This is a genomic window from Paenalicyclobacillus ferrooxydans (genome assembly GCF_001399675.1).
GTDB lineage: Bacteria > Bacillota > Bacilli > Alicyclobacillales > Alicyclobacillaceae > Alicyclobacillus_B > Alicyclobacillus_B ferrooxydans.
This window is the reverse complement of sequence record NZ_LJCO01000033.1, coordinates 44,150-66,269: the sequence shown is the minus strand read 5'-3', so window position 1 is coordinate 66,269 and position 22,120 is coordinate 44,150. Positions and strand designations below refer to the sequence as shown.

Annotated in this window: 24 protein-coding genes and 1 pseudogene; all 25 read right to left on the bottom strand. The window is 47.1% G+C overall.

All coding sequences use genetic code 11. The annotated features are described in order from the left end of the window. Positions 1-170 precede the first annotated feature (170 nt). The gene (locus AN477_RS07125; protein WP_054968480.1) at positions 171-977 is read right to left on the bottom strand and encodes a flagellar hook-basal body protein; all 807 of its coding nucleotides are present in this window, start codon (positions 975-977) and stop codon (positions 171-173) included. Positions 978-990: 13 nt separating this feature from the next. After that, the gene (locus AN477_RS07120) at positions 991-2,226 is read right to left on the bottom strand and encodes a flagellar hook-basal body protein (RefSeq protein WP_054968479.1); all 1,236 of its coding nucleotides are present in this window, start codon (positions 2,224-2,226) and stop codon (positions 991-993) included. Positions 2,227-2,317: 91 nt separating this feature from the next. Beyond that, complete coding sequence (locus tag AN477_RS07115; protein ID WP_054968478.1) at positions 2,318-3,022, bottom strand: MerR family transcriptional regulator; 705 nt, start codon at positions 3,020-3,022, stop codon at positions 2,318-2,320. Positions 3,023-3,036: 14 nt separating this feature from the next. After that, on the bottom strand, positions 3,037-3,900 hold the full coding sequence (locus AN477_RS07110; protein WP_054968477.1) for an AAA family ATPase: 864 nt from the start codon (positions 3,898-3,900) through the stop codon (positions 3,037-3,039). After that, positions 3,900-4,955 carry a flagellar biosynthesis GTPase FlhF gene (gene flhF / locus AN477_RS07105; RefSeq protein WP_054968476.1) on the bottom strand — a complete coding sequence of 352 codons (1,056 nt, stop codon included), beginning with the start codon at positions 4,953-4,955 and terminating at the stop codon, positions 3,900-3,902. Before flhF ends, AN477_RS07110 begins: the two co-directional genes overlap by 1 nt. Continuing rightward, positions 4,955-6,994, bottom strand: a pseudogene (flhA, locus tag AN477_RS07100) (flagellar biosynthesis protein FlhA). The gene flhF and the pseudogene flhA overlap by 1 nt, the downstream one beginning before the upstream one ends. After that, a complete protein-coding gene (flhB, locus tag AN477_RS07095; RefSeq protein WP_054968475.1) occupies positions 6,995-8,071 on the bottom strand; it encodes a flagellar biosynthesis protein FlhB in 1,077 nt (358 codons plus the stop codon). It lies immediately after the preceding pseudogene. Between the two features lie 4 nt (positions 8,072-8,075). Continuing rightward, complete coding sequence (locus tag AN477_RS07090; RefSeq protein WP_054968474.1) at positions 8,076-8,855, bottom strand: flagellar biosynthetic protein FliR; 780 nt, start codon at positions 8,853-8,855, stop codon at positions 8,076-8,078. Between the two features lies 1 nt (position 8,856). Then, positions 8,857-9,126, bottom strand: a complete 270-nt coding sequence (gene fliQ / locus AN477_RS07085) for a flagellar biosynthesis protein FliQ (protein WP_054968473.1) — start codon at positions 9,124-9,126, stop codon at positions 8,857-8,859. Continuing rightward, positions 9,123-9,599 carry a flagellar biosynthetic protein FliO gene (locus tag AN477_RS07080; RefSeq protein ID WP_054968472.1) on the bottom strand — a complete coding sequence of 159 codons (477 nt, stop codon included), beginning with the start codon at positions 9,597-9,599 and terminating at the stop codon, positions 9,123-9,125. The genes fliQ and AN477_RS07080 overlap by 4 nt, the downstream gene beginning before the upstream one ends. A gap of 1 nt (position 9,600) precedes the next feature. Continuing rightward, positions 9,601-10,668: a flagellar motor switch phosphatase FliY gene (fliY, locus tag AN477_RS07075; RefSeq protein ID WP_054968471.1), complete on the bottom strand. Its 1,068-nt coding sequence runs from the start codon at positions 10,666-10,668 to the stop codon at positions 9,601-9,603. Then, entirely contained in the window at positions 10,661-11,656 is a 996-nt protein-coding gene (gene fliM, locus AN477_RS07070) for a flagellar motor switch protein FliM (protein WP_054968470.1), read from the bottom strand. Before fliM ends, fliY begins: the two co-directional genes overlap by 8 nt. A 249-nt stretch (positions 11,657-11,905) precedes the next feature. Next, on the bottom strand, positions 11,906-12,121 hold the full coding sequence (locus AN477_RS07065) for a flagellar FlbD family protein (protein WP_054968469.1): 216 nt from the start codon (positions 12,119-12,121) through the stop codon (positions 11,906-11,908). A gap of 10 nt (positions 12,122-12,131) precedes the next feature. After that, complete coding sequence (locus tag AN477_RS07060; RefSeq protein WP_054968468.1) at positions 12,132-12,581, bottom strand: flagellar FliJ family protein; 450 nt, start codon at positions 12,579-12,581, stop codon at positions 12,132-12,134. 2 nt (positions 12,582-12,583) lie between these two features. Then, a complete protein-coding gene (locus AN477_RS07055) occupies positions 12,584-13,897 on the bottom strand; it encodes a FliI/YscN family ATPase (protein ID WP_054968467.1) in 1,314 nt (437 codons plus the stop codon). Beyond that, the gene (locus AN477_RS07050; RefSeq protein WP_169787858.1) at positions 13,884-14,585 is read right to left on the bottom strand and encodes a FliH/SctL family protein; all 702 of its coding nucleotides are present in this window, start codon (positions 14,583-14,585) and stop codon (positions 13,884-13,886) included. The genes AN477_RS07055 and AN477_RS07050 overlap by 14 nt, the downstream gene beginning before the upstream one ends. Before the next feature lie 22 nt (positions 14,586-14,607). Then, positions 14,608-15,624, bottom strand: coding sequence for a flagellar motor switch protein FliG (gene fliG, locus AN477_RS07045; protein WP_054968465.1), 1,017 nt, complete (start codon positions 15,622-15,624; stop codon positions 14,608-14,610). Positions 15,625-15,639: 15 nt separating this feature from the next. After that, entirely contained in the window at positions 15,640-17,160 is a 1,521-nt protein-coding gene (fliF, locus tag AN477_RS07040) for a flagellar basal-body MS-ring/collar protein FliF (protein ID WP_054968464.1), read from the bottom strand. 12 nt (positions 17,161-17,172) lie between these two features. Then, positions 17,173-17,478, bottom strand: coding sequence for a flagellar hook-basal body complex protein FliE (fliE, locus tag AN477_RS07035; RefSeq protein ID WP_054968463.1), 306 nt, complete (start codon positions 17,476-17,478; stop codon positions 17,173-17,175). Between the two features lie 10 nt (positions 17,479-17,488). Next, the gene (gene flgC / locus AN477_RS07030) at positions 17,489-17,926 is read right to left on the bottom strand and encodes a flagellar basal body rod protein FlgC (RefSeq protein ID WP_245631747.1); all 438 of its coding nucleotides are present in this window, start codon (positions 17,924-17,926) and stop codon (positions 17,489-17,491) included. Between the two features lie 5 nt (positions 17,927-17,931). Further along, positions 17,932-18,336, bottom strand: coding sequence for a flagellar basal body rod protein FlgB (flgB, locus tag AN477_RS07025; RefSeq protein ID WP_054968462.1), 405 nt, complete (start codon positions 18,334-18,336; stop codon positions 17,932-17,934). Between the two features lie 125 nt (positions 18,337-18,461). Further along, positions 18,462-18,881, bottom strand: a complete 420-nt coding sequence (locus tag AN477_RS07020; RefSeq protein WP_054968461.1) for a flagellar hook capping FlgD N-terminal domain-containing protein — start codon at positions 18,879-18,881, stop codon at positions 18,462-18,464. Then, the gene (locus AN477_RS07015; protein ID WP_054968460.1) at positions 18,878-20,245 is read right to left on the bottom strand and encodes a flagellar hook-length control protein FliK; all 1,368 of its coding nucleotides are present in this window, start codon (positions 20,243-20,245) and stop codon (positions 18,878-18,880) included. Before AN477_RS07015 ends, AN477_RS07020 begins: the two co-directional genes overlap by 4 nt. Before the next feature lie 125 nt (positions 20,246-20,370). Then, positions 20,371-20,931, bottom strand: coding sequence for a hypothetical protein (locus tag AN477_RS07010; RefSeq protein WP_054968459.1), 561 nt, complete (start codon positions 20,929-20,931; stop codon positions 20,371-20,373). Positions 20,932-20,971: 40 nt separating this feature from the next. After that, positions 20,972-22,081 carry a DegT/DnrJ/EryC1/StrS family aminotransferase gene (locus AN477_RS07005; RefSeq protein WP_054968458.1) on the bottom strand — a complete coding sequence of 370 codons (1,110 nt, stop codon included), beginning with the start codon at positions 22,079-22,081 and terminating at the stop codon, positions 20,972-20,974. Positions 22,082-22,120: the final 39 nt, after the last annotated feature.

Sequence of the window (22,120 nt, the reverse complement as noted above, 5' to 3'; positions counted from 1 at the left end):
ACATTTCGCCTGCGCGTCCTTTTAGAAGACATAAATACCAGGCTACCGAGAATAAGCAATAAGAATAACAGGTCTTTGAAGATGTCCACCTTGCACCCCGCCCGTCTTACGTCTCGTACTCATCTTCACATTACAACAACGTACCAACACGGTCATTGGTGAGTGTTGTACTAGGGACGGATTTGGTTATCGATTTGCATTAATTTGTTCGCAATATTGATAGCCTTTGCGTTTGATTCATAGTAATCCTGAGCTTTAACTAAGTCAGTCATCTCGTTCGTTAAATCTACGTTGTTGGTTGTTAGATAGCCCTGTAGAACGTGAATCCCTGAACTTGAGCCTGCGGCTGAATTTGCGATAGTCTGGGAGGGAAGGCCCTGGACACTGGCGAAGTTATTGTTACCAACTGACCTTAGAAACTGACTCGGCGTATTTACGATGGCGACTGCAATCCGCTGACCCGTCTGGCCCCCGTATGAAATCTGCCCATTACTTGAAACCTCTATCGATTTTACGCCTTTGGGGATGGTAATGGGTTGTCCATTTGTGCTTTCAACCTGCTGGCCACCTGTTGTCACAAGGTTAGCCGTGCCGTTGGAATTCTCTTTAAGTTGAAAATTACCCGCTTTTGTATAGAGGGTTTGACCATTTGAGTCTTTCAAAACGAAAAATTCGTTCTCCGCTGACAGCGCAAAGTCCAGGCTGTTGCCCGTCTTTTCAAGTCCCATCCCGCCAAAGTGTGTCATGAGTTGCGTATTCATGACCCCAGTCCCTTCCCACAGGCCGGGTTGTGTGTAACGCCCAGCAACCGTCGGAGCAGTCGCTTCTCCACCGAGATGCGTTGTGAGTAAATCTTCAAAAGTACTATCTGCCGTGCCATATCCAACAGTATTAATATTGGCTATATTCCCAGAAACCTGACTTAGTTGGCTAGATGCAGCATTGAGAGCTGACAATCCCGTCCAAAGACTTTGCACCGAGGATACCCCCTTAGATATTTACTTTCCCTATATCAGTCGTTGCAAGGTCTAGAGCTTGAGCTTCTGACTGCAAGACACTTTGGTTTGCCTGATATTCATTGAGGATTTGATCCATCTCGGTCATCGTCTGATTTTGATTCACATTACTTTGCTCCAACTCACCTGGAAGCAAACTCGCTCTATTGGGATTGTTAGAATTATAGAAGGTGAGGCCGCCAAGAGCTGTACCAGATTGGATTGTGCCGTTTACCATATATTCGCTTTGCCCTAGCGGAGATACATTGGTTACGTCTGCTCCAACAGTCCCCAGACGCCCAGTTGAAATCACCTGTCCTGTTGCATTCACCGCTTGAAACGATAATTGACCTTGTGCGTCTGTTAACGCCGTTCCATTTGAAGCAAACAAAGCTTTTCCCGTATAATTTGGATTTATATTAATATGTCCGCCAACAATTGGACGACCCGTTACCGAGTCAATCGGCAAAATCGGGTTACCGTTTACATCTACAAGTTGATGTTTCGCGTTTATTGAAAAATGGCCGTCTTGGGTCAAAACAACGCCTGTATTACCGTTGAAGGCAGTGTACCCGACAGGAAAAAACTGGTGTACACCCATGTCGTTCTGATTCCCCACTCTTATCCCCAAGTCCGCAAATGCAGAGCTAGCTGAGGAACCAATAATCTTCCCCTGCGCATTTACAAACACATACGATGGGTTACCAGCACTGTCATAGTTCGGCTTGCCGTCCGAGGCAACCAGCCCAACCGTGGAATTAGCTGGCTTATAAGCAGGATTCACGGCCGCGTATACATTTGGAACAATTTGATTCTGCCCATTTAGTATAGCAAGTGGTTGACCATTCATCGTGAGGCGCCCATTGAGTCCAGATGTAATCTGCCCCTGAGCCGATATCGGTTGATTGTTCGGCCCAACTACCGAAGCATACGTTCCAGCCTGCAGGTTATCTTGAATTGCAACGTCGAGGTTTCTTCCTGTACTCGCAATCGCACCTTGGCCAAAATAAGGAACACCCTCCTGATACACTGCACCGGTGCCTAACTGGCCTATCACTGACGATCCTGTATCCTTCATTGCCACAATGAGTTGTTGCGGAAACGATAATGATTCACCGGCAACGGCCTTGTATCCCGGCGTTTGGAGGTTGGCCAGGTTATTCGCGAGTGCCTGTTCCAAGCGTTGGTCCGTCAACATACCTGATGATGCTGTAGTGATACCGCGTAACATACGGAAGCCTCTCTTTACCATTGGGATGCTACCAATCACTATAACGTTTTAGGCCTGGCCGATAACTTCTGTATCTGCAACTGGAGGTTGCTTAAAAAATCGAGGGGGTAAAGGTGAGTTTATCCTGAAGAATTTGAATTTCAGTAACCGACACTCCCAGGTTCTGTGCGACTTCACTCGCTGACAAGCCTTTGTTCAGCAATTCCTGAACAGCTTGGTGGTAAGCCGTATCATCAAGTTCATCCTTCTTTGGGGATTCGTTATGCCCTTGTGCAAGTTCTTCCTTAATTGCATCGGTCGGCACGCGTCTATCCCGCAAGAACTTGATTTGGAAGAACACTCGAAGGGCTTCTTCATTGTGCCGCTTGCTTCCAGAAGGATCATTGAATTTTGGAATGTATTCCCCAAATTCTTTCTCCCACTTCCTCACTGTTGATTCCGCTGAACCAATCATATGAGCAATGTCCTTCGTCGTCAGCGTACTTGCTGACATAGGAAGTCCTGCATTTACACCTTTAATGGATGCCAACTCCTCCCGCATTTGTTCCACTTGGTGTTGGAGTTCCTGATTTTTTAATTGGACGTCTTCCAGTCCAAGTGTGAACTCCTTGTACATCTCCTCCAATAATAGGATTGCTTCCGCATCGTCTCCGCTGCTATCTAACTGCGAATGGGGACGCAACAGGGTGTTGACTCCGTACAGAAAATTCCGTGACTTTCCGTCTTTGTTTTTGCTGAGGATATACACGCCCACCAGTAAGATCAAAATGACACCGTAAATATACAGGTACGTCATACAGGCACCCCCGTTTATTTTCTAAACATATTGTCCAACCATGCAGCAAAACCCCGTTTAAGCTGGACTTCTTCTCTGGATTCTCCTGCATTCAGATAATTCTTCGCCACCTGCATGATACACTTTGATGCCAGAGTGTTTGGATATAGCGTCATAACCGCTGTTTGTTTTCTGACAGCATCCGGGACGTGGACATCGTCAAGTACATAGCCAAGTATAGACAGTGACACGTTGAGAAAGTGCGTGCAAACGGATTGAATCTTAGCAGCAGCATTCTTCGCATCCACAAATGACTGGGCCCGGTTTGTTACGATATGGGTCGTGGGGAGACTATGCTCACGGTAGAGAAATTTCACAAACGAATATGCATCTGCAATCGAGGTCGGCTCTGGGGTGACAATAAGAAGCATATCATCCGCTGCCGATATCAGCCGCTGACTATTTGCAGTCATTCCAGCGCTCCCATCCAACAAGATGAAGTCATATTGCTCATGTAGACGCTTCAGTTGGTTGACCAGTGTGATGAGTTGCTCAGGTGTGAATTGGCCGAAGTCAGCAAACTGCGTACCTGAAGTAATAAACGAAACCCCTGATGCCGAATGATTGATGACATCCCAGATGTCCGTGCCATGCAACACGTCAGTCAAACGTCTGCGACTTCTGGCACCCAGCAGCAGTTCCACGTTTGTAAATCCAATATCTAAATCGATAACAATCGCACTTCGGCCAAGACGTTGCAAAGCAACAGCCAGGTTGACAGCAACATTTGATTTCCCAACGCCCCCTTTGCCGCTAGCGATGGCCACAATTCGTTCAGCTGTCCTTTGTGATCGGTTGGTGTCCATCATACGTCGTAATGCTTCTGCTTGGTCAGCCATCACTGGATGCCTTCCAATACCATGTTTACAATTCTGTCTAGAGATGGAATTTCAATATCAGTTGGGACAGATTGACCCATGGTGATGTAAGACATCGGTTTCTTGTGCGTCAAAAGAACATTCAGGATGGAACCATAAGTGTCCGTTTCATCCAGTTTTGTGAATACAAACTTATCTGCAGGCAGGTCCATAAACATTTCAACAATATAATTGATATCCTTGGGTTTCATCGTAAGTGAAAGCACAAGCAAAGTTTCATCCACCGGCAGTTCTCGAAGAAAAGCCTTTGTTTCCTCTACATAAGACATAAGTCTGAAGTTTCGTCCTGATGTGTCGACCAAAATTACGTCGCAGTGTCGCAATCGCTCCATCGCCTTAGTCAATTCTTCAGGCTTATAGGCAACCTCGACAGGTATTTCTAGGATTTTGGCATATGTCTTCAACTGTTCAATCGCCGCGATCCGATAGGTATCTGTCGTAATCAACCCAACCTTTTTTCCGTTAGCAACGTATGCAGCGGCGAGTTTTGCAATGGTCGTCGTCTTTCCAACCCCTGTCGGCCCTACAAATGCGATAACCCGTGACTCCGGTCTTATGGGAGCTGTATGCTGGAAGTCGTGCAACTGTTCAACCAATCTTCTCTGGAGGGACTCCTTCACTTCCTCCCGAGCGTTCGTATCGTGGGAAATTTCTTGAATAAGCGCCATTGCAAGCTCACGCGTCAAACCCTGCTCTCTCAAATAATCGGACAGCATTACAATCATTGCGTCATTGGTTTGAATTGCGGTTTGCAGCATGCTCCGAATTTGCTTTAACTCCGTTTGGATTTCATCCCTATCGGTAGGTCTGGAATTGGACGTAAGTTGAGATTGGACTTCCGGAGCTTCTGCTGCTAAGCAAGCAGACACCTCGTATTTTACGGTTTTCTTGAGACTCCACCAACGACGCTGATAAACCTTCCTCGAATTCAAAATCACCGCATCTTTCCCCATGTGTTTTCGAATTTGAAGAATTGCCTCCGGCATGTTATCCGCAACAAACGTTTGCACCTGCATCAGAGATTCACCACACCTGCATTCGTAATATCTATACCTGGATCGAGCTCACTGTAAGACATAATTACGAGACTCGGTAGGGTTTTCGCCAACCACCTTCGAATTGGAAGACGCAACTTCGGCGGTACAAGCAAGATTGGCGTCAAACCTCCTCGAGAGAGCTGCTGCGCCTCCTCTTGAAGTCGTTTAAAAACAGCTTACCCTCTCACGGCGTTTAACCCAACAAAGAGATTTCCATTTTTCTCAACGAGAGACCCATCCAGCTCACCTTCCACACTCGGAGACAACGTAACCACGCGTAACGGTCCGTTTGGTACGCGGAATTGGTTGCATATCTGTCTTGATAAGCCTTGGCGCACCAGTTCGGTTAAAACGTCAATGTCTTTTGTATTCTCGGCGTGAATCGCCAAGATTTCCAAAATTAAGTTGAGCGATCGAATGGAAATCCGCTCCGACAGCAGGTTAATGAGAATCCTTTGGACTTGGGCAATGGAGAGCAGACTGGGTATCAAGTCATCCACCAAGGATGAGGCAGACACTTCCTTGAGATTGTCGAGTAAGGCTTTTGTTTCTTTGCGGCCTAGAAGTTCGTGCCCATGGCTCTTCAAAACGTGCTTCATGTGCGTTGCCAAGACAGTCGTAGGGTCGATGATGGTATATCCAGCCTCTTCCGCAACGCTGCGCATATCATTGCTCACCCACAACGCACTCGCTCCAAAAGTTGGCTCCTTTGTTGGAATACCAACGACTGTATCGTCTGTAACGTTTCCAGCATTCATTGCGAGCCAGTGTCTCGGCATGATGGTGCCTTCTGCCACCGCGACGCCGTTAATTTTAATGAGATACGCATCGGACGCTAACTTTGGATTGTCCTGCATCTTAACCACCGGAATCAAATAACCGAGCTCCAATGCGAGCTGCTTTCGAATGGAAGACATCCGATTCAGAAAGTCTCCCCCCTGCTTATTGTCGACAAGGGGAATCAGCGAAAATCCGAACTCAAACTCAATCGGATCAACACGTAACAACGGCATTAAACTCTCAGGACGTTTTGTATCCTCTACCTTTTGGCGTTTCACCTCATCTTCCTGCTTTCGCGTAACGGCCTGTGCAGTGCGCCGAATATTCCACCCGAGAATACCGAACCCTATGGCAACTGGCCACGTTCGAAAGACTCCAATTGGAGTAATTACTCCAAGAGCGGCAATCGCCCCCGATACGATGAAGATGGTTCGTGGATATGCGAATACCTGCCCAACGATGTCTGAACCAAAATTTCCAGTCGAAGCTGCGCGGGTAACAATCAAGCCTGTCGCGGTCGATAAAAGTAACGCAGGAATCTGGTCAACCAGTGCATCGCCGATGGAAAGTGTCGTGTATGTTTGAGCAGCCGTTTGCCAACTCATATGACTGCCGACCATGCCAATGATAAAGCCACCAATGATGTTAATGACAACAATAAACAAGGTTGCAATAGCATCACCTCGAACAAACTTGGATGCCCCGTCCATTGCACCATAAAAGTCCGCTTCGCCTTCAATCTCTTGACGTCTGGCTCGTGCTTCCTGTTCATTGATTAACCCCGAGTTAAGGTCAGCATCGATCGAAATCTGTTTACCTGGCATTGCATCGAGAGTAAACCGTGCTGCAACCTCAGCGACTCGTTCAGACCCCTTCGTAATTACAATAAATTGAACTACAGCAATGATGATGAAGACAATGAGTCCAATTACAACATTACCACCTATAACGAAGTGTCCGAATGTTTGAATCACCTGTCCAGCATTGCCTTGCGTTAAAATGAGTCGCGTTGAGGACAGGTTCAGCGCCAATCGAAACAAGGTGGTAACCAAAAGTAAGGAAGGAAAGATGGAAAATTCCAAGGGCTTCGTCGTGTTCATAGCCACCAGCAGGATGGACATGGAGAGAAAGAGGTTAATAATGAGCAAAATATCGAGCAAGGTGCGATTGATGGGTATCACAATCATCACAACCATGCCCAAAATGGAGGCCATCACAATCAGGTCGCTTCGCTTCATTTATCTCACCATCTTCCTGCGGATATAGACATAAGCCAGTAATTCCGCTACAGCTTTGAACAAATGCATTGGGATTGGGTCATCTAGGTCACATGATTGATATAACTCACGAGCGAGAGGCTTATTTTCGACAATTGGAATCGCGTGCTCGTGAGCGATAGATCGAATGCGCAATGCTATCTCATCAGAACCTTTTGCAGTAACAATTGGAGCCTTCGTGCCTCGTTCGTACTTGAGACACACGGCGAAATGAGTTGGATTGGTGACAACAACATCGGCTTTCGGTACTTGCTGCATCATCCGCTTAGACGCGATTTGGAATCCCATCTTTCGAATTTTTTGCTTGACTTCTGGATTCCCTTCAGCGTCCTTGCGTTCTCGCTTAACTTCCTCCTTGGACATCTTCATACGTTTCTCAGAATCAAACCTCTGATAGGCGTAATCAAGTCCAGCTAGCACTATCAAACCAACGGCCGCTTTGATCATCACGCTGTATATCATGCTTGCAATCAGGCCCGGATACTGCGATAGCAAGTATTGTGGCAGATTCAAAATCTGACTGATCAGACCCTGCACCGAAAAATACGCCACACTGGATATCACCAGCAGTTTAAACAGAGACTGCAGAGTCTGTACCAGGCCGCTTACCCCAAATATCCGTGTAAAACCTGTTAACGGGTTCAGACGACTAAACTTGGGCAAAATCAAATTGGGCAGAAAAACGAATTTTACCTGCGCGTAGTTTGCGATAATACCGACAATCATTGGAAAAATCACAAACGGATAAGCAATACCAACGACCACCATCAACTGTTGGAACAAAAAGGGGATTACATCGGCCGCAGTGAGTTGGACCTGCGCTACATGCGATAAATCATAAGTCCAGTCCTGTGTTAAACGATTCCAGGTGCCTTGAGCAAAAAATTTCAGTACAAATAATGCGACTAGAAAAGAAATCGATGAAACCAGATCGCGGCTTTTGGGAATGTTGCCTTCTTGTATGGATTTCTGCCGACGACGAGGCGTAGCCTTTTCAGTTTTGTCTTCAGCAAACCTCTGAAGCTCAAACGCGAGCACTGGACTAGCCCCCAAACCACTTCAAAAACATCGTTGTATCGCTAAAAAGCGTTTGAAATATTTGCCCAAACAAATAAGTAGTACCAACCATGCCAATGGAAAACAATGACAGACCAAAGAATAACTTTGCGGGAAGCCCCACAATGAATACGTTCAACTGTGGCATACTGCGGGAAATAACGGCCAAAGTCACATCAGTGAACAGCAGCACACACAGAAACGGAATGACGACTTCGACGGCCATCGTAAACAACACATTAAACATGTACATCAAAAACTGAATCGTCGTACCCGGCATGTGGAAGTATCCAAGCGGGATAAGCTTATAGCTGTTCAAGACTGCGAGAACGAGTCCGTCCAATCCATTCATCCCTAGAAAATAGAGAGCAAACAAAGCCCCCTGAAAAGACCCCATCACACTCTCCTGGTCGTTTGTCCCAGGTGCCAGCAGCGATACAGCACTGTACCCAATCTCCAAATCAAGTATGCGTCCAGCCACATTTACCGTCGCGTATATGACACTTGCGACCCAGCCAAGCAGCAGTCCAGTGGCCATCTCTCGCACTGCAACCAAGATGTATTCCCCTGTGTCCAATAGTGCGGACGGGACGGTAGTGACACTCATAGACGGAATCACCAACAGCGCGACCACACCCGCAAACCCGACTTTTGTCCAGTTTGGATACAGGCGCATTGAGAACAGCGGAGATGTGATGATAAACATCATGACTCGTAATAGCACCAACAAAAGGACTTGTACGTGATTCAACGCATAAACAGCCATCTTAACTCACGTATGTCATTAAGTTCTCTAAAATACTCTTTGTGAAATCCACAGAAGTCGTGAGCATCCAAGGGCCGAACACCAAGAGTGTGATGATAATGGCAATGATTTTAGGAATAAACGTCATTGTCTGTTCATTAATTTGGGTAGATGCTTGGAAGATACTAACTCCAATACCCATGACTAAACTCATAAGCAGTATGGGCGCCACCATTTTGATAACGTATAACATACACTGCTGACCAAGTGAGACAATAAAGTTTTCCGTCACGGGTTGTCCTCCCTTCTCGGTCTACCATAATCCCGCCGTAATCTTTCCAGCGTTTTTTTAATCGAAGAACCTGTGTGAACCGGCACGCCTTGGGACGCAGTAGGATGTGTCGGGACATCTATCTCTCCGAGTCGATCTAGACACGTGACTGTATCACCGATTCCGACAACGTACTTCCTTCCGTAAACATCCACAACACCGACGTACCGATTCGGGGCTACTTGACGAACCGCGATGAGATCAACGTCACCTCTCGTCTTAATATTAAAACGTTTGAGCAATAAACGAAGAGCCAGCCACCCGAGAGCAATGACTATCAGCATAGAAATGAACATGCCCACTAACGGCCCATTCGAGCTATCCGATGGAAGGGACGGGGTACCTGAACCCTTGGCAAAAACAACTTGGATCTTACTGAGCACGCCCGCCACTAATGAAAAACCAATCAGAGTTTTGCCAAAACTATTAGGCAACTTAACGAAACCTCTTGATACGCTCTTCTGGCGATACAATTTCTGTAATTCTAACCCCGAATTTCTCATCTATAACCACAACCTCACCGAACCCAATATGTTGATTATTAATATAGACGTCAACAGGCTCGCCGGCTAACTTGTCCAACTCGACGATAGACCCTGTCGTCAATTCCAATATCTCTCGAATTCTCTTCCGGATATTGCCTAATTCGACATGGACATTCAGTTCAACATCGAGCAGTATGTCGAGATTGCGAGGAGAGACTTTTGTAGAAACATGATCGTCAAATGACTCGAATGCGGGAATTCGAACCGGGCGCTCACTAACCTCCATTCCATCCTTCGGCAAGGGCCGCTCTGCTGTTTGCTGAGGAACTGGCTGTTTGGCAGTCGCCATCTCGACTGGCTTACTCATGGATGATTCTGCGGCTTTCAACGGTTGCAAAAGCCGATTTATCATGTCTACACCAAAATCGAAAGGAATAAACTGGAGCAAGGTAGAATCAATCAAATTTCCGACAGCTAACTGAAATTCGACGACGATAAACCAACCGGATAGCCCAATACCATGCTCTGCTGTTTGCTGCACTTGGACAACAGGTGGAGAAATGTTAACGCTCGTTTCAAATATGGCTGACATCGACGTGGCAGCACTACCCATCATCTGATTCATAATTTCTCCAACCGCGCTGAGGTGAAGCTCGTCTAGTTCCCCAGACAAATCTGTCCCGTCTCCGCCAAGCATGAGATTCGCAATTTTCTTGGCATCATCACCTTGCACAACCAAGACATTGTTTCCCTTCAAGCCCTCTGTGTACTCGATTGAAATCACCAGAAACGGACCTCTAAAGTCGAACTCCATTTCCTCAATCAGTCGAACAGAAACTTTTGGCGTAGTAATCGTCACGGGTTGTTGCAGGAGCTGCGACATGGGCGTCGATGCAGAACCCAGGCTAATATTACCAATTTCGCCAACCGCATCTATTTGTTCCGCAGTGAGCGAGTGCGTGTCTCCGCGAAGAAGCATGTCAATTTCCGCTTGGGTTAGTTTTTCACCGTCACTCATTTTCCGTTACATCCTTCCATGCTTCTGAGATCTTCAGGGCAAAGTGAGATTTAGATAATCCGATATTCCCAAGAAAGATGGGTACCCCATCAGAAAACAACGTTAAGGGTGCATGAATTGACTGATCCAGAGTGATTACATCACCTTGTTCAAGATCAAGGACTTCTTTCATTGGCAAAGGCGTTGTACCCAGAAGAACACTGAGTTTTAGACTCGAGTTTCTAACATGCCGGGCCAGCAATCCTTCATGCGCTATAAGTTCACTGTTTTCTGTCTTACTCGTTGTGTAGTAGGACCGCGCTGTGAGTTTTGGTACGATATCTTCAAGAATGATATAAGGAATGCACATATTGACGAGGCCGGTCGTGTCCCCGACTTTCATTTGCATTGTCACGACAAGAACTGACTCATTCGGAGTTGCAATTTGAACAAAGTGCGGATTGCATTCAATTGAGTTGAATACAGGACGCACGTTTAAAAACATCGCCCAGGCTTCAGAGAAAGCAGGTTTCATCTCACTTAGAACATTGCCCAGCAATTTGTTTTCAATGTCAGTCAGTTCACGTTCTACATATCGATGCTGACCAGACCCTCCCATAAAAAAATCAAGCATGGCAAATGCAAGTTGCATGTTCATCTCGAGTGCCGCACGACCCTGCAGGGGATGCAGTTCCATGACCTGAAGTACCGTCAGTCTAGGAATTGACGCCATGAATTCTTCGTAAGGTAACTCGTCAACCGATTCGACCTGCATACTGGTGACCGTACGCAACCGCGCACCTAACCGGTTGGAGAACTGGCGAGCAAACTGTTCAAATACCCTTCTTATGACTCGGAAGTGGTCCTTTGAAAAATGGAGAGCTCTTCGAAAGTCGTATGTTGTAAAACGCTGTTCGGAAACATCTGGAGAGACAACAGATGGTATTGTGCCATCGTGGACAGATGCCAAGAGGTGATCAATTTCCTCTTGTGATAGCACTTTCGACATGCATGCTCTCCTTCTTTCCTAGATCAAGATGATGGTCTAAAATACGTCGAACGTGCTCGGAAAACGACAGCCCTCCGGCCTTCGCTTCCTCACTTAGTTGCTTGACCTGTCTATCCGTAAAATACATGTCTTTTCGGATCACCAGATTTCACACCTCACATACAGTCAGTGTACGTATATTGCATGTATAGCGAAATTTTATAAAAACGGTGTCAGGAAACTTGACGGATGTCGTCATATCCCAACTCATTACGTTCGTTCTGATTTCGTCTGTTGAGTCCCTGTCAGGCCTATTCGAGTTAGATACTGAACGCATTTCTCGATAATCTCTTCTGGGCTTTCCTGAACCATATATTTGTGTCCATTCGTCAAACTGAGAATTGTATCTTTTGGTTGAATCACATTCTCGATGATCAAAGGATTCACCCAAACAACTTCTGCATTTAGCTTTGTCAACTTGATCATCTGAGCTCTCCTAGTCTTCGATCTGGCGTAGATAGCGAGCATTGCTGGCTTCATCAAGCATAGCTTGGTCTAGAGACTGCATCTGTTTTTTGTTTAACTCGTTATACTGGTCCAAAACAATCTTCCAACGCTCTGTGTCCTGATAAGCGGTTTGCACCCTGCTCTGCTGTTGTTCAAGCGCGTTGGTACTCGCCTGTACGGTCACCTGTTGCAGGACATGTTTGACAGATAACACATCAAGCTCATGGTAATATAAGTAACTTTCCGGAGAGTTTAATACCTGATGTAAGCTCTGCTTTATGGAGTCCTGCTCATGGCAGATCAGCTCAAGTTGATGTAGAGCATTTTGTTGTTCTGATTGCCTTTTTGCCAGTTTCTGCTCTTCGAAGCTCTGAATACTCTTTTTGATTTGCAGAAAGCGGGTTGCAAAACTGAGCTTCTCTGTGACTTCTGACGACATACCTATTCCTCCCCTTCTGCAATGGAGATCAATTGACGTATGGCCTCTGAAACACTTGTGAGTTCATCTGCATCCTGTTCGAGGAAAGATTCGATAAGTGATTTTTTTTCGATAGCAATATCGGATTCTGCATCTAGTCCGCGCTGGAACGCTCCAATTCGAATGAGATCTTCAATTTCGCGATATCTCTGCATCCACTTCCGAACTCGGATATTGGCCTTCCGATGTGATTCCGATGCCAAAACACCTGTTAGGCGACTTAGACTACTCAAAACATCAATGGCAGGAAAACGCCCAGCATTGGCTAATTGTCGAGACAGGACGATATGCCCATCAAGAATCCCTCGAACAGCATCTGCTATTGGTTCATTCATGTCATCACCGTCAACAAGTACCGTGTAAAATGCGGTAATCGTCCCTTCGGCACCGGACCCTGATCGCTCCAGCAGTTTTGGAAGCATTGCAAAAACAGAGGGCGTGTACCCCTTCGTAGTCGGTGGTTCCCCTGCAGCCAAACCAATTTCACGTTGTGCCATACAAAATCGAGTGATAGAATCCATCATCAAATTGACTTGAAGTCCCTGATCTCGAAAGTACTCCGCAATCGTTGTCGCGACAAATGCAGATTTTAGTCGAATCAACGGTGGTTGATCTGATGTAGCAACCACAATGACACTTTTCTTCATACCTTCAGAACCGAGGTCTCTCTCGATAAATTCGCGGACCTCTCTGCCTCGTTCACCAATCAAAGCAATTACGTTTACATCAGCTGATGTATTGCGCGCAATCATGGAAAGCAGAGTGCTCTTACCGACTCCACTCCCGGCAAAGATCCCCATCCTTTGCCCATATCCAACCGGAAGGAAACCGTCGATGACCCGAACACCAGTCTGCATTTGCGTTGCAATCGGAATTCTATCAAGAGGATTCGGGGGAGAAGACTGAATCGCTCTAGGCATCCCATCTGAAACTGGCCCTTGTTTGTCAATCGGATTTCCAAGTCCGTCCAGGACTCGTCCAAGAAGCGATCGTGAACAGTTTGCAATGAGTGGCCGATTGAGATTCAGCACATCAGCACCTGGAAAGATCGAAGAAATCTCACCAAGCGGCATAAGAACCAGACTTGCATCGCGGAACCCGACGACTTCCGCATAGCACAATAGTCTATTCTCAGCGCGGATCTCACACATGTCACCGACATTCGCGTGTGGACCGGCGGATTCTAAGCGCATGCCGATGACCTTGGTAACCCTTCCGTACAGTTGGAACCATTGGGTAGATAACAGGTCTTGCTGAAAGTCCTCAAGCGTGGTCATCGATTATTCTCCCGAGATGCCGTTCAACAACTTCGCGTAACTTCGTCAGCTTCGCGTCCATGGAGGAATCTACGTACCCTGAATCTGACCGAATCGTACAACCACCTACGTCGAGATTTGGATCTGCAATGACCATCACGTCCCATTCACCGAATTTCTCCCCTTGAATTTTTGGCCTTAGCCGCAAAACACTGTCATAATCATCTGGATTTACCCTGACCTCAATCCGCGTGCCTTCGATGACATATTTCAACAAGTCTTCTATTGTACGGCTCACATCGACACGCTCAATGAGCATTTCACGCTGGATAATGGTTTTTACAGAGGTCATCACAACGTCGGTAAGAATCGGAAGTGTACTCGAAAGGAGTCTCTGTCTCTCTGTGTTGGCAGTAAACACAATACTTTCTGCACTTTGAATCAACGTATCGCAGGTAGCCTTTGCATCTTGTTGGGCCTGAAGCTCCCCATGTGAATACCCCTCTTCAAAACCACTTGCTTTCGATGCAGCAAACAGTTTCTTCCGCTCGTCCTCAGCTTCAGCTAGAATCTTGTCAGCCTGAATCCTTGCTTCGTCAAGGAGCTTCTGATAGTTGTAATCGTAGCCAGCAACCATTTCAGCGGACGATACCGACATTGAATGAGTGCCTCGCGGAGCTTGAATGAGAACCGTGTCTTGATTCTGCAAGACAGCCCTCTTAACTATCACGTTACCGGACATAGTTCTCACCACCCCGAGCAATCACAATCTCACCTTCATCTTCCAAGCGCCGAATGACAGCAACAATACTTTGCTGCGCGTCTTCCACGTCTTGCAAGCGAACAGCCCCCATGAACTCCATCTCTTCCTGAATGGTATCTGCCATGCGCTTTGACATGTTTGCAAAGATGAGTGTCTTGACTTCCTCACTCGAACCTTTCAACGCGAGTTGCATGTCCTTCGTTTCGACGTCCCGAATCACCCTCTGCAACGCACGGGAATCAAGCATGGCTATATCCTCAAAGACAAACAGCTTCTTCTTAATTTCGTCAGCTAACTCTGGATCCGTTGTAATTAATGAATCGAGAATCGTCTTCTCCGTGGCTCGATCAACGCCGTTAATGATCTGTACAATTGCATCGATCCCGCCAATTTTCATGTCATCCCTCGGGTCAGCCGTCGACAATTTGGCTTCTAGCGCTTGCTCAATTTCATACACCGCCTCCGGCGACGTAACCTTGGTCAGCGCGATTCGCCGTGCGATGTCAACCTGTATGTCATGCGGGAGGGACTGTATAATCGTGGCTGATTGGTTTGGATCTAAATAGGACAGCACGAGTGCAATGGTTTGTGGATGTTCCCCTTGCAGGAAGGCAAGAATTTGACTCGATTCAATGTTCTTTGCAAATGCAAACGGCTTCACTTGTAGTGAACCCTGCAGTTTCGAGAAGACTCGGTCGGCCCGCTCCTGCCCTACAGCCTTTTCCAAGACATCCCGAGCATACTGGATTCCGCCAATCATAATATACTCATTCGCCGTAGCCAGATCGTGAAACTCCTGAAATACTTGTTCGCGCTGATCATTATCAATCCGTTTGAGATTCGCGATTTGGTATGTCAGGGACTCCATCTCTTCCTCACTCAGAATTTGGTAGACTTTCGCAGCCGTGTCTTGTCCAAGAGAAATCATCATAATTGCTGCTTTCTCCCTACCAGTCAAGGGGCGCTCCCGCCTCTGCAACGCCATGACTTCGCCCCCTCACTAGTCCTCGTTGAGCCAGGTCCGAAGCATTTTTGCAAACTCCTCCGGCTTATCGTTGGCTAATTTAGCAACTCTGCGTTTCATGTGATCTGCTTCATTGGGTTGGGCAAGGTCTTCCGTGTACAGGACAGGTTCTGGCTCAGGGGCCATTCCTCGCTGTCTCTTTCGCCTCGACACAATCAACCATGTGGCGCCTCCACCGAACAATAGTAGCGCCGCACCGGCAATGGCGAATGGCAGAATACTGTTTTTGGCAGGAGAAAGCAGTGTTGTCCCTGTATGCTGAAATGGAACTGTCGAAACCGTAACGCTGTTTTTCTGGCCAGGCATAGAGCCAACTGTATTTTGTACGTAAGACTTAATTTGACTAAGAACCTGTGGAGTAATTGCCTTGTTGGTGCTGTCGACGAGAACACCAACAGAGTAACCATTGATTTGTATCGGATCGTTCGTCGTCTGCGTATTTACATAGTTATTATCGTAGTTGGTAGTGCTTGAACTCTGTGTGGATGTCGAGTTTGAAGCGCTACCCGCGGAGCCTAAGTACACTGCACTACCTGGATTCGAGCTTGAGGTCGTCGCCGCTCCGCTAGGTGCTCCGCCTGTACTGGAACTAGAACTCTTTGTGATTTGCTGGCTCGTTGGAAGCCCTGTACTCTGTCCTTGTGCGGGAGTTACACTATGAGATTGACTGACGACCCGATTGAAACTAACATCTGCATTTACGGTTACAACAACATTCCCCGGCCCCACGATTTGTGACAAACCGCCCTGAAGCTGTTGTTGAAGTTGGGATTCAATCTGTTGCCGGAGTGACAGTTCAGAGTTTGTCAGCACTGCCCCCGTAGAAGAAGTAGCGCCCTGAGAGGACAGCGTGGTCCCGTTCTGATCGACCACGGATACGTTTCCTGCAGACAAACCACTAACAGAATGAGCAACCAGTGACTGAATTCCTGCGACCTCAGACGGCGATACCTGGGCACCTGTACCAACCTGCAGAAACACTGATGCCTTTGAAGGTTGATTGTTATTCACGAACATATTGCTTTGCTGAGGGATCACGATGTTGACTTGTGACGCTACCACACCGTTCATTTGATCTATGGTCTGTGCAAGTTGTTGTTGTAGCACATTTAATACCTGCAGATTGAACTGGGCTTGCGTCATAGCGTACGACGACTTTACTGAGCTGTAATCGATTGCTCCGGTTTTGGGTAACCCCGCCATAGAGAGCTGAATACGGGCCTGGTCTGCGTCCGCCTTTGGAACCAATATCGACGTTCCATTAATCTTATTTGGGATTTTCAACGTATTCAGCTGTTGCTGTACTTGTCCAAGTGAATTGTCGTCCAATCCACTCATCACAGTAACGTAGTTCGGGCGCGTGGTGAACCATACAATCACAACGACACAAATAAGCGCACTGACAAGCGATATAACCAAGTTACGTTTCTGCCGCGGGTTGAACTTGTTCCACCACTGCGTGATTGGAGCAATGTACTTCAGTAGAGACGAATCCAATTCCGTTCACCCTTAGACCGACATGTTCATTATCGTTTGATAGTCGCTAACAATACGCTTGTCAACTTGTGTTATCGTGTCCGCTGCGATGTTGGCCTGTTGTTCGGCAACCATCAACTGCTGAATGCTGACGGGACCTCCCGTCGCGTACATCACCGCATCTGTGTTCGCCTGACTCAAGGTATTTCCGACATTATTCAACGCACCTTGGAGCAGACTTCCGAAGTCTTGGCCACCTGACACCGACTGATTCCCACGGGAATTCGCAGAAACCGCACTGTTCATTGTGGATGGAGTAAATTGAATGCCACTGATCATTTTAAGTTACCTACTTCCCGAGTGTGATGGCTGCAATATCCAGTTGTTTTGAAGCATCAAAAGCAGTCGAGTTGGCACGGTAGGCGTTGATGGCATCAACCATGTCAGTCATTTCTGTTTGAATGTTGACATTCGGCATCTGCACATACCCATTCACCGCGTCAGGACTGGAGGGATCGTACACTTTGGGGAATGGACTCGGATCCTGGGCAATTTGCACTGCTTGAACACCACTACCAATTTGATTGCCAGCACTCCCCATGTACTGACCCAGCAAATTACCAAAAGAGGATTGTTGAAGAGGTTGCGCCACGACTACTTCACGGCGGTAGGGCCCGCCTTCAGGTGTTCTGGTCGTATTAGCGTTCGCTACATTATTTGCAATGACGTCCATTCGAAGCTGATTAAAGGTCAATCCCGAAGCACTAATGGCCATAGGGTCAATCACGCTTATCACACTCCAGTAAGCACATTTTCGATACGGGTAAATCGGATTGACATGTCCTGAGACAATGCATTGTAACGGAGTTGGTTTTCCGCCATTCCAGCCATTTGAGATGCAATATCAACGTTGTTCCCATTATTGTTTACTGTCGTATTTGGATCCGAAACCACTTCTGGTTTGATATTCAAAAGTGCGGTCGAATTGTTCAGCGAGATGGGCATAGACTTTTGCCCAAGCTGTGCAGCAGGAGCGGTTGTCATCGCATTTTGAAATAGGGACTCAAATTCGACGCTCTGGGCTTTATATCCAGGTGTATCTGCATTTGCGATGTTATTGGAATAGGCCGCCTGACGTAAGCTGGACGCCGTTAGAGCATTTTGAAGAAGACCCAACGCGAGATTATCAGATGTCATCATATGCCCTCCTAACATACACGCATTATACATACGTGTCGTAAATTGACGAATCTTTATATCTGTTGTCAATAAAAAAACCCCAACCACGCGAAAAATGAATGGTTGGAGTCGAAACATGAGCATTAACCGATTTGTGTCACACTCGAGGTCGGATAGTAGTTGTTATTGATCTCAATTTGTGACGTGCCGTTGCTGTTTTTAACTGAAGTCACCGTTCCAGTGACAGCGTTCCCCGAGGAATCTGTTACAGTGGCTGTCTTGCCTAGAATTTGAGCTCCCATACTCATCCCAAGAGCAGATTGGATGGACTGCGCAATTTGTTCGAGATTCGTAAGCGCTTCAATCTGTGCGTACTGTGATAGTTGAGACAGCATTTGAGTTCCACTGGTAGAAGACGAGGAAAGGGGATCCTGGTATTGCATCTGTGTCACCATCATCTGTAAGAACGAGTTTTCAGTGAGTTGACCATTTGGGTTCGCAGGAACCCCGGATGGCAAAGCTGTTGAAACAGACGACATCTGTGCAGGAATCGGTGTTGTCACCCAAACCACCTCCGAGTTTGCGAATCAGATATGCCTACCTCTTCCGGTTGTACAACATCAATAGAAGCTATCGAGCCAGCGCTTTTCGCGGTTTGGATACCTCGGTAGGGAATGAATCCACGGCCGTGCTGATCTGCGTTCCCTTGTCCATAAGAGATTTGAAATCCGGACAGTTGAAAACCCGTGTTCTGCAACGCGCTGGTAAGTCCATCCTTTTGCTGATTGAACCACTGCACGGTCTGCGCACTACTCGCTTGAACTTGGACAGAAATCTGGTGAGCGGTAGTTTGGTTGACAATAATGTTGATGTTCCCCATCCCTTCGGGATGAATATTTACGGTCACTGACTGCTGACCAGACTGAACCTGCCCGCTAACGATATCCTGGAAGACGGAATGGGCGCTTGGATCTGCCAACGACAGCGTTTGTGCTGACGTCGCATCACTCGATGGACTTGGAGTAGCGAGCGTGCTGACGTTCAATCCTGCGAGTCCTGGTAATTGTGGATCCACTTGACTATGACCTTTTGATACAGGACTACCTCCTGAGGATTTCGAGGTTGCCGATGACAAATTATGCACTGTCATTTCTGAAGGTTTGACTTTGCTCTCCCCGGCTAAGCTTGTCACGTCTGCCACACTCAAAGATGCGAGTGTCTTAGAGCCAGCTTTTTGTTGCTGAGCACCGCGACTTACACGCCCCGACGCTTCTGAACTTACGTGGGATTTTCCACGCGGGTTCTGAGTGGCCTTCACCAGTGCCTGCTGAATTTGTTGAACATACTCATCGGTGTTTGCTTTAGAACCTTTCGACGTTCCCCCAGAGATCGAGCCAGCTCGAACCCCGGCCTCTGGAGAGACCGCTAAGTGTTTCGAGAGAAGCAGTTGATGACGATTTATACTCAACTGTAACGTATTGCGAGTCCCGATTTTCCCGGCTTGCTTCCCACGGTGGGAGGGCTTCAGGTTCTCTCCTTGCGGACTCTGCCGCCGTGAAGATTCCAAAGGCATAGCTTCCGAAGGACCAGTGCTTGGTTCACGGCCGTTCAATCCTGAAGTAGTAAGTGAATTTATTTGAAGCGGAGCATATTGCGTTAACGCACCACTCGATAAATCAGGGCGATTTGACCGTCCACTACTCAACTTGCGGTTCCCTTTTATCGCTCCTGCGTCAGACGCGACGGGCACGTGAGCGTTGGTGTGACCCCGATTCGGCACTACAATGGATTGAAATATTGACACAAAGGAAGCACCGACACCTTCCTCACCGTTGCTCTTCTTCGATTTGCCATGCTTGTCTCCCGACGCTTTCGTTTGATGCGAACTGGTAGACTCCGTGTGTACAAATCCGTTTAGTGGACCCAAGTTTCCACTCCGTTCATTCGGATTTATTAATTTACTAACCTCATGACAATCGAGTTATACCGAAAAACCTGAGTAGCACAATGACTATAGTGTAATGCCTTGCAATTTAAACGTTCTTCGTGGATTCATTGTCCCGCTGCAGCATAGCTGGTCGACAACGTGAAAAGTTGGCTAGCTGTCTTCGCGTCTTGGGAGGCAAAGGCCGCCAAAATTGGTGCGGCATCCGACGTGGACATTTGAGCTAAGATTTCAGCTTCAGTTGGAATGGAGTTGATGGCATTTAGGACAGTCACAGCTTGGTCTGGTTGTAACTGGGTCAGCAGACTGGCTTCCTTCTTCCATTCAGCGGACTGCGTGGCTTGAGTTGTTTGTAGCTTCTTAATTTGCTTTTGAAGCTGACCCACCTGTGACTCAGCGGCTTGCAGTTTCGTTTGTAAGTTACTGATTGTGGTTTGGTAACCCGCTGTCTGGTTCGCTAACGCAGTATTCTTCTTCTCTAAATCTACGATCTGTGATTGCCGTGTTGACGTTTGCGAGACAATGGATGCCTTTGATTTGACCAATCCCAAAGAAGCCTCATATTTATACAGCGGATCCACCCCTATCAAGTGCAATGCAACCATGAGTAAGAGGGCGGCTAAAATCACGCTGGCCAAGATAACGGAGACACCTTTCATTACTCTCATACGAATTCCCCCAAGGCCTACTGGCGGCCAATACAGCAGACTACATATTTTCCGTGATACTGCATACTCGATCTACCACATACTCGACTTGATCATCCGACATAGATGTGAAGAACGGTAATGCAATAGTTCGTGCAGATACGGATTCTGTTATGGGGAAATCTCCTTCCTGGAAGCCAAATTGCTCTCTGTAAAACGGCTGAAGATGGATGGGTGAAAAATAGCCGCGACAACCGATTCCATCGGCTTGCAATGCCTCCATCACTAAATTACGATCGAGACCATCAGCCAACTGAATGACATATACGAACCAGCTCTTTTCAATATCTTCTGCCTGTTGTGGGGTTATGATTTGGTCGGCCCCATGAAATAGTTTTGTGTACTTGTTAGCAACCTCTGCTCGCTTAGAGAGAATCTTGTTCAAACGAGAAAACTGAGATACACCGAGAGCGGCGTTCATCTCACTCAGTCGATAGTTGTAACCAAGACGCTCGTGACTCAGCCACTCGTTCGTGTCACTACGACCCTGATTGCGCAGACTGCGAGCCAATCGTGCAAGCTCTTCATGATTCGTCACAATCATGCCGCCCTCCCCCGTGGTTATTTGCTTATTCGGGTAAAAGGCAAAAACAGCTGCATCAGACTCAGCACCTACCGTGCGTCCATGATATTTCGCCCCAATTGCTTCACAGGCATCCTCAATCACGTACAATCCGTGCCGCCTTGCAATGTCGTGAATAGTGTCAATGTCATAGGGATGTCCAAACACATGGACACCGAGAATGGCTTTTGTCTTCGGTGTAATTTTTTCCTCAATCTGTGCCGGGTCAATGTTTAGCGTAATAGGGTCAATATCCACAAATACAGGTTTCGCTCTTTCAAATAAAATACAATTCGCAGAAGAGACAAAAGAAAACGGTGTTGTAATGACCTCGTCCCCATCACTGATTCCAAGTGCTCGAATAATAACATGCAATCCGCTGGTACCACTATTCACACCTATGCCGTGTTTGACGCCCACCGAATCGGCAATTAAGGACTCAAACTCTTTGAGCTGACGACCGATGCTAAGAACCGAAGTGTTTAATACACTCATAACAGCCTCTTTATCGCACTGGTTGATATCTGGAGATGATAATGGAATCTGCACTGTCTACACCTCTTGGTTTCGTTAAGGATAGAATCTCTC

What these genes read in the sequence shown, in the direction of transcription:
- AN477_RS07090 (WP_054968474.1), bottom strand. Translation starts at nt 8,855, where the DNA reads ATGGCTGTTTATGCGTTGAATCACGTACAAGTCCTTTTGTTGGTGCTA.
- fliG (WP_054968465.1), bottom strand. Translation starts at nt 15,624, where the DNA reads ATGGCGTTGCAGAGGCGGGAGCGCCCCTTGACTGGTAGGGAGAAAGCA.
- fliM (WP_054968470.1), bottom strand. Translation starts at nt 11,656, where the DNA reads ATGTCGAAAGTGCTATCACAAGAGGAAATTGATCACCTCTTGGCATCT.
- AN477_RS07010 (WP_054968459.1), bottom strand. Translation starts at nt 20,931, where the DNA reads ATGAGAGTAATGAAAGGTGTCTCCGTTATCTTGGCCAGCGTGATTTTA.
- flhF (WP_054968476.1), bottom strand. Translation starts at nt 4,955, where the DNA reads ATGCAGGTGCAAACGTTTGTTGCGGATAACATGCCGGAGGCAATTCTT.
- flgB (WP_054968462.1), bottom strand. Translation starts at nt 18,336, where the DNA reads ATGACATCTGATAATCTCGCGTTGGGTCTTCTTCAAAATGCTCTAACG.
- fliE (WP_054968463.1), bottom strand. Translation starts at nt 17,478, where the DNA reads ATGATCAGTGGCATTCAATTTACTCCATCCACAATGAACAGTGCGGTT.
- fliY (WP_054968471.1), bottom strand. Translation starts at nt 10,668, where the DNA reads ATGAGTGACGGTGAAAAACTAACCCAAGCGGAAATTGACATGCTTCTT.
- AN477_RS07060 (WP_054968468.1), bottom strand. Translation starts at nt 12,581, where the DNA reads ATGTCGTCAGAAGTCACAGAGAAGCTCAGTTTTGCAACCCGCTTTCTG.
- AN477_RS07120 (WP_054968479.1), bottom strand. Translation starts at nt 2,226, where the DNA reads ATGTTACGCGGTATCACTACAGCATCATCAGGTATGTTGACGGACCAA.
- AN477_RS07055 (WP_054968467.1), bottom strand. Translation starts at nt 13,897, where the DNA reads ATGACCACGCTTGAGGACTTTCAGCAAGACCTGTTATCTACCCAATGG.
- AN477_RS07115 (WP_054968478.1), bottom strand. Translation starts at nt 3,022, where the DNA reads ATGACGTACCTGTATATTTACGGTGTCATTTTGATCTTACTGGTGGGC.
- AN477_RS07110 (WP_054968477.1), bottom strand. Translation starts at nt 3,900, where the DNA reads ATGGCTGACCAAGCAGAAGCATTACGACGTATGATGGACACCAACCGA.
- AN477_RS07065 (WP_054968469.1), bottom strand. Translation starts at nt 12,121, where the DNA reads ATGATCAAGTTGACAAAGCTAAATGCAGAAGTTGTTTGGGTGAATCCT.